The following is a 15769-nucleotide window of genomic DNA, read 5'->3' as shown; positions in this document are numbered from 1 at the left end:
GTGCCATGCGTACTGCGTACAGCGTGGAGACGGTAAGGGCCGCCGAGCGGGCGTTGATGGCACGGCTGCCGGAGGGCGCGCTGATGCAGCGGGCCGCCGCCGGGCTGGCCGCCGCCTGCGCCGAACTGCTCGGGCGGGTGTACGGCAGCCGGGTGGTGCTGCTCGTCGGCAGCGGGGACAACGGCGGGGACGCCCTGTACGCGGGGGCCCGGCTGGCCCGGCGCGGCGCCGGGGTGACGGCCGTCCTGCTGACGCCCGGCCGGGCCCACGCCGGGGGGCTGGCGGCCTTGCGGCGGGCGGGCGGCACGGTGGCCACGGCGGACTCGGCCGCGGTGGACGAACTGGTCCTGCGAGCCGACCTGGTGGTGGACGGGATCGTCGGGATCGGGGGCAAGGGCGGGCTGCGGCCGGACGCCGAGCGGCTCGCCGGGGTGGTGGCGCGGTCGCGGGCCGCCGTCGTGGCCGTGGACCTGCCCAGCGGTGTCGACGCGGACACCGGGGAGGTGCGGGGGGCCGCGCTCCGGGCCGACCTGACCGTCACCTTCGGCGCGTACAAGCCGGGGCTGCTGGTGGACCCGGCGCGGGAGTACGCGGGCGTGGTGCGGCTCGTCGGCATCGGTCTCGAACCGCCGCCCGCCGAGGCCGTACTGGAGGCTCTGCAACACGCCGACGTGGCGCGGCTGTTGCCGCTGCCGACGGGGGAGAGCGACAAGTACCGGCGCGGGGTGGTCGGGATCGCCGCCGGGTCGGCCCGCTATCCCGGGGCCGCCGTGCTCGCGGTGTCGGGCGCGCTGCGGGGCGGGGCCGGGGCCGTGCGGTACGTCGGACCGGCCGGGGACGCGGTCATCGCACGCTTCCCGGAGACCCTCGTCTCCGACGCCGGGCCCGCGAAGGCCGGGCGGGTGCAGGCCTGGGTGGTCGGGCCCGGCGCCGGCGACGACGCGGCTGCCGTCGCCGAGGTGCTGGAGGCGGACGTGCCGGTGCTGCTGGACGCGGACGGGCTGCGGCTGGCCGACCGGGAGGCGGTGCGGCGGCGTACGTCGCCGACGCTGATGACCCCGCACGCGGGGGAGGCCGCCGCGTTGCTGGGCGTGCGGCGCGAGGAGGTCGAGGCGGCCCGGCTGGCGGCGGTGCGGGAGCTGGCGGCGGTGTACCGGGCGACCGTGCTGCTGAAGGGGTCGACGACACTGGTCGCCGACTTCGCGGGCGGACCGGTGCGGGTGAACGCCACGGGGACGCCGTGGCTGGCCACGGCCGGGAGCGGGGACGTGCTGTCCGGGCTGGCGGGGTCCTTGCTGGCGGCGGGGCTGCGGGCGCCGGACGCCGGGAGCGTGGCGGCGTACCTGCACGGCCTGGCGGGACGGTTCGCCGCGCAGGGCGCGCCCACGGGGGCACATGACGTCGCGTCACACATCCCACGGGCATGGAGGGACGTACGGGGCTGAGCGCTGCGGTGCGGCCGACGGGTGCTGCAACTCCTTGGGGGCCGGGGGGGGGAACCGTGCGACCGGGCTCCACGCATCCGCGTGCTGCGCGGTGTGGCCGGCGGTGGTGCGACTCCTTGGGGGCGCGGGGAACTGCGCGACGCGCCCCCACGCGCCCGCGGCCCGGTGGCGGCCGGAGGTGTGATGGCGGGACCGACTCGGCTCGTGTTGGCGGGCGTTCACCGGCGCCGTTCAGGGCGGTGCGGTGTGGCCGGCGGTGCTGCAACTCCCTGGGGCGCGGGGAACTGCGCGACCCGCCCCCGCGCGCCCGCGGCCCGGTGGCGGCCGGAGGTTCCACCGCGGGACCGACCCGGCCCCCGCCCCGCGCAGGGCGGCTCTGAGAGACTGGGGGTGCCATGAGTGAGACACCAGCTGTGCCGACCGCCGCCCTGCGCGCCCGCGCCGAGATCGATCTGGGCGCCCTGCGCGCCAATGCGCGGGCCCTGCGCGCCCGGGCGGAGGGCGCCGCTTTGATGGCCGTCGTCAAGTCCGACGGATACGGCCACGGCGCGGTGCCGTGTGCCCGCGCCGCCCTCGCGGCGGGCGCGAGCTGGCTCGGCACGGCCACGGCCGAGGAGGCCCTCGCGCTGCGCGCGGCCGGGCTGCCCGGTCGCATCCTGTGCTGGCTGTGGGTGCCGGGCGGACCCTGGCGGCAGGCGATCGAGGCCGACATCGACGTCTCGTTGAGCGGCATGTGGGCCCTGCGGGAGGTCGTCGAGGCCGCCCGGGCGGCGGGGCGCACCGCGCGCGTGCACCTCAAGGCCGACACCGGGCTCGGCCGCAACGGCTGCCAGCCGGGGGAGGACTGGGCCGAGCTGGTGGGTGCCGCCCTGCGCGCGGAGGCCGAGGGGCTGGTGCGCGTCACCGGGGTGTGGTCGCACTTCGCGTGCGCCGACGAGCCGGGGCACCCGTCCGTCGCCGCCCAGCTCACCCGGTTCCGGGAGATGCTGGCGTACGCCGAGGAGCAGGGCGTACGGCCCGAGGTGCGGCACATCGCCAACTCGCCGGCCACCCTCACGCTGCCCGAGTCCCACTTCGACCTGGTCCGCACGGGCATCGCCCTGTACGGCGTGTCGCCCAGCCCGGAGCTGGGCACCCCGGCGGACTTCGGGCTGCGCCCGGTGATGAAGCTCAGCGCCTCGCTGGCCCTGGTCAAGCGCACCCCGGCCGGGCACGGCGTCAGCTACGGCCATCACTACGTCACGCCCGGCGAGACCACGCTGGGCCTGGTGCCCGTCGGCTACGCGGACGGCATCCCGCGGCACGCCTCGGGCACCGGCCCGGTGCTGGTCGGCGGCAAGTGGCGGACGATCGCCGGGCGGGTCGCCATGGACCAGTTCGTGGTGGACCTGGGCGGTGACGAGCCCCCGGTGGGCAGCGAGGCCGTGCTGTTCGGGCCCGGCGACCGCGGTGAGCCCACGGCCGAGGACTGGGCGCAGGCCTGCGGCACGATCGCGTACGAGATCGTCACGCGCATCGGAACGCGCGTTCCCCGCGTCTATGTCAACGCGTCCATGTGAGCGCGTCCAGTCACGCGTCCATGTGAGCGCATTCATGTGAACGCGCAAGAACCCGGGTAACCCGTTCCGCGGCGGCACCCATCCAGGCGAACTGCAGTACGGCGAAGAGGAGCGGTACGTGAGCGAGAGCAGCGCGGAGGTCGTGGCGGACGTCGTCGCCTCGGCGGCTGCCGCCTCCGCCGCGGGGGCGGCCGGGAGCTGGCGCAGGGCGACCGGCCTCGCCGGTGCCGCGATAGGCGTGCTCGCCGCGGGAGCGGCGGCCGGTGTCGCCATCGAACGGATGACGGTGGGGCGCGGAATGCGCCGCAGGGCCCGGCTGGCGCTGGACGCGGCGGGCCCCTACGGCACCCTGCGCGGCACCCCCGGCAAGGCGTACGCCGACGACGGCACCGAGCTGTACTACGAGGTCGACGAGGCCGAGCCCGACGCCGGCCCGAACGTCTCGCCGCGCCGGCGCCGGCTCTTCGGCCGCAAGGCGCCCGCCCCGGTCACCGTCGTCTTCTGCCACGGCTACTGCCTCAGCATGGACTCCTGGCACTTCCAGCGGGCGGCCCTGCGCGGGGTCGTACGGACCGTGCACTGGGACCAGCGCAGCCACGGGCGGTCCGGGCGGGGCGTGGCCCAGACCCGGGACCGGGAGCCCGTCACCATCGACCAGCTCGGCCGCGATCTGAAGGCCGTGCTCGACGCCGCCGCACCGGACGGGCCCCTGGTGCTGGTCGGTCACTCGATGGGCGGCATGACCATGATGGCCCTCGCCGCGCAGTACCCCGAGCTGATCCGGGACCGGGTCGTCGCCACCGCCTTCGTCGGGACCTCCTCCGGACGGCTCGGCGAGGTCAACTTCGGACTGCCGGTGGCCGGCGTCAACGCGGTCCGCCGGATCCTCCCCGGGGTGCTGAAGGCGCTCGGGCAGCAGGCGGAGTGGGTGGAGAAGGGGCGCCGGGCCACCGCCGACCTGTTCGCCGGGATCATCAAGCGGTACTCGTTCGCGGGCCGGGACGTCGACCCGGCTGTGGAGCGCTTCGCCGAGCGGATGATCGAGTCGACGCCGATCGACGTGGTCGCCGAGTTCTACCCGGCCTTCACCGACCACGACAAGACCGGGGCGCTCGTCTGCTTCCGCGACATGCCGGTGCTCGTGCTGGCCGGCGTCCAGGACCTGGTCACGCCCAGCGAGCACAGCGAGGCCATCGCCGACCTGCTGCCCGACGCCGAGCTGGTGCTCGTGCCGGACGCGGGGCACCTGGTGATGCTGGAGCACCCGGAAGTGGTCACCGACCGCCTCGCCGACCTGCTCACCCGCGCGGGTGCGGTGCCCGCAGGGGCTACCGTAAGTGGCTATGGAAGCACCAGCAGCACCGCACAACCCCGCTGAGACCCAGCTGACCGTCACCTCCCCGGAGCAGATGCGGGAGCTGGGCCGCCGACTGGCCAAGCTGCTGCGCGCGGGCGACCTGGTGATGCTCACCGGCGAGCTGGGCGCGGGCAAGACCACGCTGACCCGCGGGCTCGGTGAGGGCCTGGGGGTGCGCGGCGCGGTCACCTCGCCGACCTTCGTGATCGCCCGGGTGCACCCGTCCCTCGGTGACGGCCCGCCCCTGGTGCACGTCGACGCCTACCGGCTCTCCGGCGGCCTGGACGAGATGGAGGACCTGGACCTCGACGTCTCGCTGCCCGACTCGGTGATCGTCGTGGAGTGGGGCGAGGGCAAGGTCGAGGAGCTGACCGACGACCGCCTCCAGGTGGTCATCCACCGCGCGGTCGGCGACACCACGGACGAGGTACGGCACGTGACGGTGACCGGCCTGGGCGCACGCTGGTCCGAGACGGACCTGGAGCCGCTGTCCGGCTGAGGCCGCCGACACGTTCCGACAAGCCGTCGGCAAGATATTGCGCAGGACATCCCGGGCGTGGTCACATGGTACCCAGCCCGTACTTAGGTCTGCCTAAGTATGTCCGCCCCCGCAGTTCAGGAGGCGTCCATGCCCACAGTGGGACCGGTGTCCATGCGCGATCTGCTGGCGGCCTGCGCTGCGGCGGACGCGGTTTCCAGGCCGCCGCGGCCCGAGCACCCCGACGGGGCGCGGGGCCCTGCCGAGCAGATGGCCGACGCCGCGTGGGCGCGCCCGGCCGAGACGGCCCCGCAGCCGTCCGGCAGGGCGTCCCGGCACGGCGCTTAGCGGATCACCACGACCTTCACGCCGATCGTCGCGAAGTTCCACATCGCGTCCCCGTCCGCCCGGGTCTCCCGGATGCCGCCCGTCTTGACGCCGGAGTCGGCCGCCAGGCCCTCCGCGCCGCCGTTCACCGGCGCGCTGAACCCGACGGTCACTCCGTCCACGCTGGTGAACCGCACCACGTGCTCGATGGGGACGCTGTCGGTGCCGGTGGCCGTGCTGGAGCGGGACGTGACCCAGTACGTGCCGGCCGGCGGGTCGACGGTGCCCGGCCGCACCGGGAAGGTGCGCTGCACCCGGTTGCGGGGGGTGACCAGCCAGACCCGGTCGTCGTCCACCGAGTACACGACCCGTTCACCCGTTCCGGAGCCGTTCGGCAGGGCGGTCGGGTGGTGCCGGTCCCGGGGCGCCTTGGACGTGGGCGTCGCGTGCGCCACCGGCCCCGCGCCCAGGCCCGCCGGGACGGTCGCCTGGGCCCGGTAGGCGAGGAAACCGACCGTTCCCAGCGCCGCCGCGGTCAGGGCGGCCACGATCCCCGAGCTGGTCCCTGCCACCTGCGCCACCTCTGCCTCGTGCCGTCATCCGGTGTAAATGTCGTACTTCGTACAGACCGTAGCAGTCGGTGACCGTCCGTCCCGGACGACCCTGCGGGCGGCGCGGGCGCCGTAGGCTGTTCGCGTGCTCTTGCTCGCTCTGGATACCGCCACACCCGCCGTCACCGTCGCCCTGCACGACGGCACCGACGTCATCGCCTCGTCGAGCCAGGTGGACGCGCGCCGGCACGGAGAGCTGCTGCTGCCGGCCGTCGACCGGGTCCTCGCCGAGGCCGGACTGAAGCTGGAGGCCGTCACCGGGATCGTCGTCGGCACCGGGCCCGGCCCCTACACCGGCCTGCGCGTCGGCCTGATGACCGCCGACACCTTCGGCCTGGCGCTCGGCGTCCCCGTGCACGGCCTGTGCACGCTCGACGGCCTCGCCTACGCCGCCGACATCGAGAGGGGCCCCTTCGTCGTGGCGACCGACGCCCGGCGCAAGGAGGTCTACTGGGCCACGTACGCCGACTCCCGGACCCGGCTGACCGGCCCGGCCGTCGACCGCCCGGCCGACATCGCCGAGCGGGTCGCGGGCCTTCCCGCGGTCGGCGCCGGCGCGCTGCTCTACCCGGACACGTTCCCGCGCGCCCACGAGCCCGAGCACGTGTCCGCCGCCTCGCTCGCCTCGCTCGCCGCGGAGAAGCTGGCCGCGGGCGAGGAGCTCACCGCCCCCCGGCCGCTGTACCTGCGCCGGCCGGACGCCCAGGTCCCCAAGAACTACAAGGTGGTCACCCCCAAGTGACACAGCCGGCACCCCCCCGACTGCGCGAGATGCGCTGGTGGGACATCGACCCGGTCCTGGGGCTGGAGCGGGACCTGTTCCCCGAGGACGCCTGGTCCCGCGGCATGTTCTGGTCCGAGCTGGCCCATTCCCGGGGCCCCGAGGCCACCCGCTGCTATCTCGTCGCCGAGTCCGCCGACGGCCGGGTCGTCGGGTACGCGGGCCTGGCCGCCGCCGGTGACCTGGCCGACGTGCAGACCATCGCCGTCGCCCGCGACCACCAGGGCACCGGCCTCGGCGCCCGGCTGCTGACCGAGCTGCTGCGCGCGGCGACCGCGTTCGAGTGCCACGAGGTGATGCTCGAATGCCGGGTGGACAACCTGCCCGCCCAGAAGCTCTACGAGCGCTTCGGCTTCACCCCCATCGGCTTCCGGCGCGGCTACTACCAGCCGGGCAATGTGGACGCCCTGGTGATGCGCCTGACCACGGAACCCGGCAGCGGCTCGGCCGCGGGCTCCGCCTCAGTACAAGGAACCGATATCAATGACTGACTCACGCGACGAGCCTCTCGTACTCGGCATCGAGACCTCCTGCGACGAGACCGGCGTCGGCATCGTCCGCGGCACCACCCTGCTGGCGGACGCGGTCGCCTCCAGCGTCGACGAGCACGCCCGCTTCGGCGGTGTGGTGCCGGAGGTGGCCTCCCGGGCGCACCTGGAGGCGATGGTCCCCACCATCGACCGTGCGTTGAAGGAGGCGGGGGTCAGCGCCAAGGACCTGGACGGCATCGCGGTCACCGCCGGTCCCGGCCTCGCGGGCGCCCTGCTCGTCGGCGTCTCGGCGGCCAAGGCGTACGCCTACGCGCTCGGCAAGCCCCTGTACGGCGTCAACCACCTCGCCTCGCACATCTGCGTGGACCAGCTGGAGCACGGCCCGCTGCCCGAGCCGACGATGGCCCTGCTGGTCTCCGGCGGCCACTCCTCGCTGCTGCTCTCGACGGACATCACCTCGGACGTCCGGCCGATGGGCTCGACCATCGACGACGCGGCCGGCGAGGCCTTCGACAAGATCGCCCGTGTGCTGAACCTGGGCTTCCCCGGCGGCCCGGTCATCGACCGGTACGCCAAGGAGGGCGACCCGCAGGCCATCGCCTTCCCGCGCGGCCTGACGGGCCCGCGGGACCCGGCGTACGACTTCTCCTTCTCGGGTCTGAAGACCGCCGTGGCCCGCTGGATCGAGGCCAGGCGCGCGGCCGGCGAGGAGGTCCCGGTCCGCGATGTGGCCGCCTCCTTCCAGGAGGCCGTGGTCGACGTGCTGACCCGCAAGGCCGTGCGCGCCTGCAAGGACGAGGGCGTGGACCACCTGATGATCGGCGGCGGTGTGGCGGCCAACTCCCGGCTGCGCGCGCTCGCCCAGGAGCGCTGCGAGGCGGCCGGCATCCGGCTGCGCGTACCGCGCCCCAAGCTGTGCACGGACAACGGCGCGATGGTGGCCGCGCTCGGCGCCGAGATGGTCGCCCGCAACCGGGCCGCGTCCAGTTGGGACCTGTCGGCCGACTCCTCCCTGCCGGTGACCGACCCGCACGTGCCCGGCCACGACCACGACCATGTGCACGAGGTCAGCAAGGAGAACCTCTACTCGTGACCGTCGCCCTGATGTGGGAGGCCCGGGCCGCCGAGGGCCGGGGCGCGGACCTGCTGGCCTGGGTGCGCGAACAGCCCCTCGCCGCCGAGCCGTTGCGCCGCGAGACCTTCCGCGCGCCGCGGGACCGGGTGCTGGTCGTCACGTGGTGGGACGCGCCGTACGACGCCCCGCTCCCCGAACTGCCGGAGCCGGACCCGGAGTTGGTGACCCGGGCGGTGCACCGGTGGCGGTTCGAGGCGGTGGCGGAGGACTGAGTTGGGGAAGCGGCCCCGACTGCGCTATGATCATCACACAGCGAACGGCCGGAACACCGGTCCGGACGCAGTGCGTTGGTGGTCCAAGGAAAGACGCCCCGCTTCCTGCGGGGAGATGCAGGTGCAAGGCCTGCCCGGCGCTCCACTCGACACCCCGCCCCCGGGTTCCCGGCGGCGGGGTGTTCGCGTTGCACGGGATACCCATGCTCGAATGTTTCGCTAGATCATTCGAATCTTCCGGTGGGCTCTCGCTTGACGAGGGCTTCGTCAAGCGGTCCGGCGGGGATACGATCGCGGGCATGAAGCCCTCGAAGCCCGCCGGAACGCAGACGGCGACCCTCGCCGAGATCGCCCGTGAGGCGGGGGTCTCCGCTCCGACTGTTTCGAAGGTCCTCAACGGCCGGGCCGATGTCTCCCCCGCGACCCGCACCCGCGTCGAGGAACTGCTGCGCGCCTACGGCTACCGGCGCCGCCGCGCCGAGGCCTCCCGCTCGCCCCTGATCGACGTCGTCTTCCACGAGCTGGAGAGCGCCTGGGCGATGGAGGTCATCCGGGGCGTGGAGAACGTCGCCCGGGACGCCGGGCTGAGCGTGGTCCTGTCCGAGTCGGCCGGCCGGCTCACCCCCGGCCGCACCTGGGCCGACCAGGTCGCCGCCCGCCGCCCGCACGGCGTGGTGCTGGTGCTCTCCGAACTCGACGAGTCCCAGCGGGCGCTGCTGACCAGCCGCTCCATCCCGTTCGTGGTGATGGACCCGGCCGGCGACCCGGGCCCGGACGTGCCGTCGATCGGCGCCACCAACTGGCAGGGCGGTCTCGCCGCCACCCGCCACCTGGTCGAACTCGGCCACACCCGGATCGGCGCGATCAGCGGCCCGACCCGGATGATGTGCAGCCGGGCCCGGGTCGACGGCTACCGGGCCGCCCTGGAGACGGCCGGGCTGCCCGTCGACCCCTCCCTCGTCGTGGCCGGAGACTTCCACCACGACGCGGGCTACCGCCTGGGCCTGGAGCTGCTGCGCCGCCCGGACCGGCCCACCGCCGTCTTCGCGGGCAACGACCTCCAGGCGCTCGGTCTGTACGAGGCCGCGCGTGAGCTGGGCCTGCGCGTCCCGGAGGACCTCAGCGTGGTCGGCTTCGACGATCTGCCGGTGGCCCGCTGGGTGGGCCCGCCGCTGACGACCGTACGGCAGCCGCTCACCGAGATGGCCGAGGCCGCGGCCCGGCTGGTGCTGGAGCTGGGCAGCGAGCGGGAGGAGCGGGCGGCGACCCGGGTGGAGCTGGCGACGAGCCTGGTGGTGCGGTCGAGCACGGACGCGCCTCCGGCCGGCTAGCGGTGCGTGCGGACGGAGCCCTCTCCAACGGGTCGGTGCCGGACGGCGGTTGGTGACGGACGGCGGTTCGGTGCCGCCAGGATGAGAATTTCCCAAGAAAACCGGTTCTGACCGGCCTCCGTAACAGCCCCCTCATCATTCGGACGTATGTTCCTGCCGTGACGCGACACGAGGAGCAAGGCGACGCGGGCAGACAGGCGGGCCGGCGATCGAGAGCGCTGAGGATCGCCGGCCTCACTCTGACGGGCGCCCTGGTGCTGGGCGTGGCGGCGGCCGGCTGGGCCTACTGGCATCTCGACCACAACATCCGAAGCGTCGACATCGACAGCGCACTCGGCGACGACCGGCCGGCCAGGGCCGCGCTCACCCCGTCCGCGACCGCCCCGGCGGACGCCTCCCCGCTGCCCACCGGCTCCCTCAACATCCTGGTCCTCGGCTCGGACTCGCGCAGCGGCAAGGACAACCAGGAGCTGGGCGGCGGCGACAGCGGCGGAGCCCGGTCCGACACCGCGATGGTCGTGCACATCGACGCGGGCCGGACGAAGGCCACCGTCGTCAGCATCCCGCGCGACACCCTCGTCACCCGCCCCTCCTGCCCGCTCACCTCCGGCGGCAGCACGGCACCGGCGTACGGCGCCATGTTCAACAGCGCCTACGCGGTGGGCGGCCCGGTGTGCGCGGTGAAGACCGTCGAGACCCTCACCGGGGTCCGCATGGACCACTACCTGGAGATCGACTTCTCCGGCTTCGCCAAGCTGGTCGACGCGCTCGGCGGGGTCGACGTCACCACCGGCCAGGACATCGACGACGACAAGAGCCACCTGCGCCTCAAGGCCGGCACCCACCACCTCGACGGCAAGCAGGCCCTCGCCCTCGCCCGCACCCGGCACGGCATAGGCGACGGCAGCGACCTGGGCCGCATAGGGCTCCAGCAGACGCTGGTCAAGGCCCTGCTGGAGCAGATGGCCGGTGCCGGCCTGCTCTCCGACCCGGCCCGGCTGTACCAGGTCGCCGACGCCGTCACCACGAGCCTCACCACCGACACCGGCCTGAACTCCCTGAACGAGCTGGTGAGCCTCGGCCGGAGCCTGAAGGGACTGACCGCCGACCGGGTGCGGACGGTGACCATGCCGGTCGTCACGGCACCCTCCGACCCCAACCGGGTCGTCGCCCGCGAGCCGGCGGCGGACGACCTCTGGGCCTCCCTGCGCTGAGCCGGAGAAATCCCGGAGATTTCTTCCGCGGGGGTGTCGATCCGGGTGTCTCCCGTTCGACGCAAGGGGTGAGCGGCGGGAACGGACCCGCCGCCGCGACCGAAGGAGTCACCATGCCCCGCTACCTGTCCCTCGTGCGCATCGACGAGTCCACCGGCCCCGCCGGGGGCCCCAGCGCGGAGCTGATGCAGCGGATGGGCGAGCTGATCGAGGAGATGACCAAGGCCGGTGTGCTGCTCGACACCGCCGGGCTCACCCCGTCCGCCGAGGCCGCCCGGATGGACTGGGACGGCGAGAAGGTGTCCGTGACCGACGGCCCGTTCACCGAGTCCAAGGAGGTCGTCGGCGGCTACGCGCTCATGCAGTGCAAGGACCGGGCCGAGGCGCTGGAGTGGACGCAGCGCTTCCTGAAGATCCACGGCCCGGAGTGGCAGCTCGCCTGCGAACTGCGGGAGATCGCCGAGGGCTGAGCCCGTTTGGCCCGCCGCCGTCCAGGGTGTTGCATGGTGGGCTGTGGAGACACAGCCCGCCACGGCGCACGCCATCGAGACCGTCTTCCGCCTGGAGTCGCCCCGGGTGATCGCCGGGGTCGCCCGGATCGTCCGGGACGTCGGCATCGCCGAGGAGCTGGCACAGGACGCCCTGGTCGCCGCCCTGGAGCGGTGGCCGCTGGACGGGGTGCCGGACAACCCCGGCGCCTGGCTCATGGCCACCGCCCGGCACCGGGCCGTCGACCTGGTCCGGCGCCGCGAGACCTACGCCCGCAAACTCGCCGAGCTCGGCCGCGACCTGGCCACGGCCCCGCCGTCGTACGACGCACCGGCCGACCCGGACGACATCGACGACGACCTGCTCCGGCTGGTCTTCACCGCCTGCCACCCGGCGCTGTCGCCGGAGGCCCGCACCGCGCTCACCCTGCGCCTGCTCGGCGGCCTGACCACGGCCGAGATCGCCCGCGCCTACCTGGTGCCGGAGCCGACGGTCGCCCAGCGGATCGTCCGTGCCAAGCGCACCCTGGCGAAGCGGAACGTCGCCTTCGAGGTGCCGTACGGCCCCGACCGCGAGGCCCGCCTCGGCTCCGTGCTGGACGTCATCTACCTGATCTTCAACGAGGGGTACGCGGCCACCGCCGGCGACGACTGGCTGCGCCCCGGCCTGTGCGAGGACGCGCTGCGGCTGGCCCGGGTGCTGTCCGCGCTGATGCCCAAGGAGCCCGAGGTGCACGGTCTGACCGCGCTGCTGGAGTTCCAGGCGTCCCGCGCCACCGCCCGCACCGGTCCCGACGGGACACCGGTGCTGCTGGAGGACCAGAACCGCAGCCGCTGGAACCGCATGCTCATCGCGCGCGGCATCCGTGCCCTCGACCGCGCCGGGGCCACCGCGAGCGGCCCCCCGGGCCCGTACACCCTCCAGGCGGCCATCGCCGCCTGCCACGCGCGCGCGTACACGTACGAGGAGACGGACTGGCGCGCCATCGCCACCCTGTACGGCCTGCTGGCCGTCCGCGCGCCCTCCCCGGTGGTCGAGCTGAACCGCGCGGTCGCCGTGTCGATGGCCGACGGCCCGGCGGCGGGCCTGAGGCTGGTGGACGCCCTGGCCGCCACGCCCGCGCTGCGCGGTTACCACCTGCTGCCCAGCGTCCGCGGCGACCTCCTCTCCCGCCTCGGCCGCACCGCCGAGGCCCGCGAGGAGTTCCTCAGGGCGGCGGCCCTGACCCGCAACGAGAGGGAACGGCGGCTGCTGTCGCGCAGGGCGCGCGCGTGCGGCTGAGCGTCAGCCGAGCGGACGGCCGATCAGCATCGTCGGTGCCCCGGCGACGCGGGTGAGGAAGACGGTGGCCGCGTTCGGTCCCTGCGGTCTCACCTTCCGGCGCAGCTCCTCCGGCTCGACCGCCGAGCCGCGCTTCTTCACGGTCAGCGTGCCGACCTCGCGCTCCCGCAGCAGGGCCTTGAGCTTCTTGACGTTGAACGGGAGCCGGTCGGTGATCTCGTAGCCGGTGGCGTACGGCGTGGGCCGGGCCTCGTCGGTGGTGACGTACGCGATCGTCGGGTCCAGGAGCCCCCCGCCGACCTCCTCGGCCACCTCCGCGACCAGGTGCGCGCGGATCACGGCGCCGTCCGGCTCGTACAGGTACCGCCCCACCGGCCGCACCGCGGGATCGGGCAGCCCGCGGCCGAGCAGTGTGCGCGGGCCCGGCAGCAGCGTGGCCCGCACCGCGCCCGGCGCCCCGGTCCCGAACCACAGCACCGCTTCCTTCACGTCGCCGCCGTCGGAGATCCACTCGGCCTCGGCCGCGGCCGGGACCACCTCGTGCGGGATGCCCGGCGCGATCTTCAGCGCGGCCCGGGGTGCCTTGAGGGCCGTGGCGACCGCCCAGGACAGCGGCGGCGAGTACGCCTCCGGGTCGAACACGCGCCCGCCCGTCGCCCGGCCGCCACCCCTCACCGACGCGCTTCGCGCGGCCCCTGTCGACTGCCCGCCCCGGCGCGCCGGGTCCACGAACACCGCGTCGTACCCGGCGGTGTCCACCTCCGTGACGTCGGCCTCGCGCACCTCGATGAGGCCGGCCAGCCCCAGCGCCTCGGCGTTCGCCCGCGCCACGGCCGCCGTCAGCGGGTCCCGGTCCACGGCCAGCACCCGGATCCCGGCACGCGCCAGGGCGATGGCGTCCCCGCCGATCCCGCAGCACAGGTCGGCGACACAGGCCACGCCCAGCTCCTTCAGCCGCCCGGCCCGGTACGCCGCCACGGAGGCGCGCGTCGACTGCTCGACCCCGTTGGGCGTGAAGAACATGCGCCCGGCGTCCTCGGGCCCGAACTTCGCCACCGCCCGCTGCCGCAGCCGGGCCTGGCCGAGCGCGGCGGAGACCAGTTCGGCCGGGTGGTCGCGGCGCAGCCGGGTGGCCACGGCCAGCTCCCGCGCGGGCTCGGTGTCGCGGACCTCGTCGAGGAGGGCGCGGCCTTCGGGGGTGAGGAGCAGAGCGAGGTCGTTCACCGGGTCATTGTGGGCCAGTCGGTGGATGGTGCGCCTCCGGCGGCGGTGTCGTCCGGGGTCGCGGGCCGGGGCCTGGGAGGATCCGGCACCATGCGAGCAGTAGTACAAAATGACAAAATTCGGACTCGTTTCCGGCGGCTGGCCCTCGGGGGCGGAGCCGCCGCGCTGGCCGCCGCCACCCTGCTCTCCGCCTGCGCCGGGCCCGAAACCGTGCGCGGCGCGTCCGGCCACGGCGGCCCCGCCCGGCCCCAGGACCCGGCGGCGCGCCGGGCCGCCGAACACGCCCGGCTGGCCGCCGCCGCCCGGCGCTGGGGGCTGGACCAGGTCCCGCTCACGCCTCCGAAGCCCCCCGCGGCGAAGCCGAGGATCACCGCCCGCGACGGATTCGAGGTGGACCACCAGGAGGACTGGAACCTGCCCCCCGTCTTCACCACGGTCCCCACCCGCGACAAGGTCGTGTTCCTGACGATCGACGACGGCGCCGAGAAGGACCCGCGGTTCCTCGCCATGATGCGCGAGCTCAAGATCCCGTACACCGCGTTCCTCAGCGACTACCTGGTCAAGGACGACTACGCCTACTTCCGGACGATGCGGTCCTACGGCAACACCCTCAACAACCACACCCTGCACCACCCCTACCTGCCGGGCCTGTCCTACGAGGAGCAGAAGGACGAGATCTGCGGCATGCAGGCCGTCATGAAGAAGCAGTTCGGCAAGGCGCCCACCGTCTTCCGTCCCCCCTACGGCAACTACAACCAGGACACCCTGGTCGCCGCGAAGGAATGCGGCATCAAGTACGCGCCGATCTGGAACGAGGAGGTCTTCGTCGACCACTGGGAGTACCGCGAGGACGACAAGCGGCTGCGCCGCGGCGACATCGTCCTCACCCACTTCCGCGGCCGGGACGACTGGGACGGCACGATGGTGGACGACATGCGCCGCTTCCTGAACAAGGTCACGCGCGAGGGCTACGCCGTGGCCCGCCTGGAGGACTACCTGTGAGGCGGGCTCGGGGCCCGGCCGCGGCCCTCGCCGCGGCCCTGCTCCTGACGGGCTGCGCCCAGTCCGTCGACCCCATCGAACGCCTCGGCAAGAAGGCCGCCGAAGGGGTGCGCCCGCACACCACCGCCCCCGACCACCGCTACCGCGCCTGGGGCCTGACCCGGCCCCTCGCCCGCTCCCCGGTGCACCCGGCCCGCCCGCTCGCCGAGCACCAGAGGGCCGGCGCCCCGCCCCCCGTGGTCGACCGCGTCCCCACCCGCGACCCGGTCGTCTTCCTCACCTACGACGACGGCGCCGAGCGGGACCCCCGCTTCGTCGACATGGTCCGCGAACTGCGGCTGCCGGTCACCCTGTTCCTCACCGACAGCGTCGCCGCCCCCGGCTACGGCCACTTCGCCCGGCTGCGCACCCTCGGCGCCGGCATCGAGAACCACACCGTCGACCACCGGGCCCCGGCCGGACTGCCGTACGCCGGCCAGCGCGCGGAGATCTGCGGCCAGCAGGACCGCCTCCGCACCGCCCTCGGCGTCCGCCCCCGCCTCTTCCGCCCGCCCTACGGTTCCTACGACCGCACCACCCTGCGCGCGGCGGCCGACTGCGGCATCTCCGCGCTCGTCCTGTGGCGCGCCGCCCTGACCCCGGCCGGCCTCGCCTACGCCCACGGCCCCCACCGCCTGGGCCCCGGCGACATCGTCCTGGTGGGCCCCGACGAGTCGAGGGGGCCGGCCCTGCGGAAACGCACGGCACGGGTGCTGAGGGAAGTGCAGGGGCGGGGGCTGACGGTCGGGCGCCTTGAGGACTACCTGTGAGGACCGGCCGCACACCGCGATTC

General features: G+C 74.4%; 17 protein-coding genes. 15 read left to right on the top strand and 2 right to left on the bottom strand.

All coding sequences use genetic code 11. The features are described 5' to 3' along the window. The first annotated feature begins 5 nt into the window (after positions 1-5). From AQJ11_RS11950 to AQJ11_RS11930, 5 genes are all read left to right on the top strand, one after another. Positions 6-1445 (top strand): NAD(P)H-hydrate dehydratase, encoded by a 1440-nt coding sequence (locus AQJ11_RS11950; protein ID WP_107120810.1) that lies wholly within the window; start codon positions 6-8, stop codon positions 1443-1445. 395 nt (positions 1446-1840) lie between these two features. Then, the gene (alr, locus tag AQJ11_RS11945; RefSeq protein ID WP_059262999.1) at positions 1841-3004 is read left to right on the top strand and encodes an alanine racemase; all 1164 of its coding nucleotides are present in this window, start codon (positions 1841-1843) and stop codon (positions 3002-3004) included. Between the two features lie 118 nt (positions 3005-3122). Next, positions 3123-4382, top strand: a complete 1260-nt coding sequence (locus tag AQJ11_RS11940) for an alpha/beta fold hydrolase (protein WP_014674405.1) — start codon at positions 3123-3125, stop codon at positions 4380-4382. After that, positions 4348-4860 carry a tRNA (adenosine(37)-N6)-threonylcarbamoyltransferase complex ATPase subunit type 1 TsaE gene (tsaE, locus tag AQJ11_RS11935; protein ID WP_014674406.1) on the top strand — a complete coding sequence of 171 codons (513 nt, stop codon included), beginning with the start codon at positions 4348-4350 and terminating at the stop codon, positions 4858-4860. The genes AQJ11_RS11940 and tsaE overlap by 35 nt, the downstream gene beginning before the upstream one ends. Before the next feature lie 129 nt (positions 4861-4989). Further along, positions 4990-5187: a hypothetical protein gene (locus AQJ11_RS11930; protein WP_059262998.1), complete on the top strand. Its 198-nt coding sequence runs from the start codon at positions 4990-4992 to the stop codon at positions 5185-5187. On the opposite strand, the gene AQJ11_RS11925 is transcribed toward AQJ11_RS11930, so the two are convergent. Then, positions 5184-5738: a hypothetical protein gene (locus AQJ11_RS11925; protein WP_059263101.1), complete on the bottom strand. Its 555-nt coding sequence runs from the start codon at positions 5736-5738 to the stop codon at positions 5184-5186. The genes AQJ11_RS11930 and AQJ11_RS11925 overlap by 4 nt on opposite strands. Before the next feature lie 124 nt (positions 5739-5862). Here AQJ11_RS11925 and tsaB point away from each other — a divergent pair, with 124 nt between their 5' ends. From tsaB to AQJ11_RS11880, 8 genes are all read left to right on the top strand, one after another. Further along, a complete protein-coding gene (gene tsaB, locus AQJ11_RS11920) occupies positions 5863-6519 on the top strand; it encodes a tRNA (adenosine(37)-N6)-threonylcarbamoyltransferase complex dimerization subunit type 1 TsaB (RefSeq protein ID WP_059262997.1) in 657 nt (218 codons plus the stop codon). Between the two features lie 29 nt (positions 6520-6548). Continuing rightward, positions 6549-7049 (top strand): ribosomal protein S18-alanine N-acetyltransferase, encoded by a 501-nt coding sequence (gene rimI / locus AQJ11_RS11915; protein WP_014674410.1) that lies wholly within the window; start codon positions 6549-6551, stop codon positions 7047-7049. Continuing rightward, positions 7042-8142: a tRNA (adenosine(37)-N6)-threonylcarbamoyltransferase complex transferase subunit TsaD gene (gene tsaD, locus AQJ11_RS11910; RefSeq protein ID WP_014674411.1), complete on the top strand. Its 1101-nt coding sequence runs from the start codon at positions 7042-7044 to the stop codon at positions 8140-8142. The genes rimI and tsaD overlap by 8 nt, the downstream gene beginning before the upstream one ends. Continuing rightward, a complete protein-coding gene (locus AQJ11_RS11905) occupies positions 8139-8396 on the top strand; it encodes a hypothetical protein (protein WP_059262996.1) in 258 nt (85 codons plus the stop codon). The genes tsaD and AQJ11_RS11905 overlap by 4 nt, the downstream gene beginning before the upstream one ends. A gap of 299 nt (positions 8397-8695) precedes the next feature. Further along, positions 8696-9727: a LacI family DNA-binding transcriptional regulator gene (locus AQJ11_RS11895; protein WP_058081569.1), complete on the top strand. Its 1032-nt coding sequence runs from the start codon at positions 8696-8698 to the stop codon at positions 9725-9727. 158 nt (positions 9728-9885) lie between these two features. Further along, entirely contained in the window at positions 9886-10941 is a 1056-nt protein-coding gene (locus AQJ11_RS11890; RefSeq protein WP_208616482.1) for an LCP family protein, read from the top strand. Positions 10942-11054: 113 nt separating this feature from the next. Continuing rightward, the gene (locus AQJ11_RS11885) at positions 11055-11411 is read left to right on the top strand and encodes a YciI family protein (protein WP_014674415.1); all 357 of its coding nucleotides are present in this window, start codon (positions 11055-11057) and stop codon (positions 11409-11411) included. A gap of 43 nt (positions 11412-11454) precedes the next feature. Further along, positions 11455-12711 carry an RNA polymerase sigma factor gene (locus AQJ11_RS11880; RefSeq protein WP_014674416.1) on the top strand — a complete coding sequence of 419 codons (1257 nt, stop codon included), beginning with the start codon at positions 11455-11457 and terminating at the stop codon, positions 12709-12711. Positions 12712-12714: 3 nt separating this feature from the next. Here AQJ11_RS11880 and AQJ11_RS11875 read toward each other — a convergent pair whose 3' ends face one another. After that, positions 12715-13935, bottom strand: a complete 1221-nt coding sequence (locus tag AQJ11_RS11875; RefSeq protein WP_059262994.1) for a class I SAM-dependent methyltransferase — start codon at positions 13933-13935, stop codon at positions 12715-12717. 90 nt (positions 13936-14025) lie between these two features. Here AQJ11_RS11875 and AQJ11_RS11870 point away from each other — a divergent pair, with 90 nt between their 5' ends. Together AQJ11_RS11870 and AQJ11_RS11865 are read left to right on the top strand one after the other, a co-directional pair. Continuing rightward, positions 14026-14937 carry a polysaccharide deacetylase family protein gene (locus AQJ11_RS11870; RefSeq protein ID WP_078611981.1) on the top strand — a complete coding sequence of 304 codons (912 nt, stop codon included), beginning with the start codon at positions 14026-14028 and terminating at the stop codon, positions 14935-14937. Continuing rightward, positions 14934-15746 carry a polysaccharide deacetylase family protein gene (locus AQJ11_RS11865; protein WP_059262993.1) on the top strand — a complete coding sequence of 271 codons (813 nt, stop codon included), beginning with the start codon at positions 14934-14936 and terminating at the stop codon, positions 15744-15746. Before AQJ11_RS11870 ends, AQJ11_RS11865 begins: the two co-directional genes overlap by 4 nt. Positions 15747-15769: the final 23 nt, after the last annotated feature.

It is taken from the genome of Streptomyces corchorusii, from assembly GCF_001514055.1.
Classification (GTDB): domain Bacteria; phylum Actinomycetota; class Actinomycetes; order Streptomycetales; family Streptomycetaceae; genus Streptomyces; species Streptomyces olivaceoviridis.
This window is presented reverse-complemented; position numbering and strand designations above follow the sequence as displayed.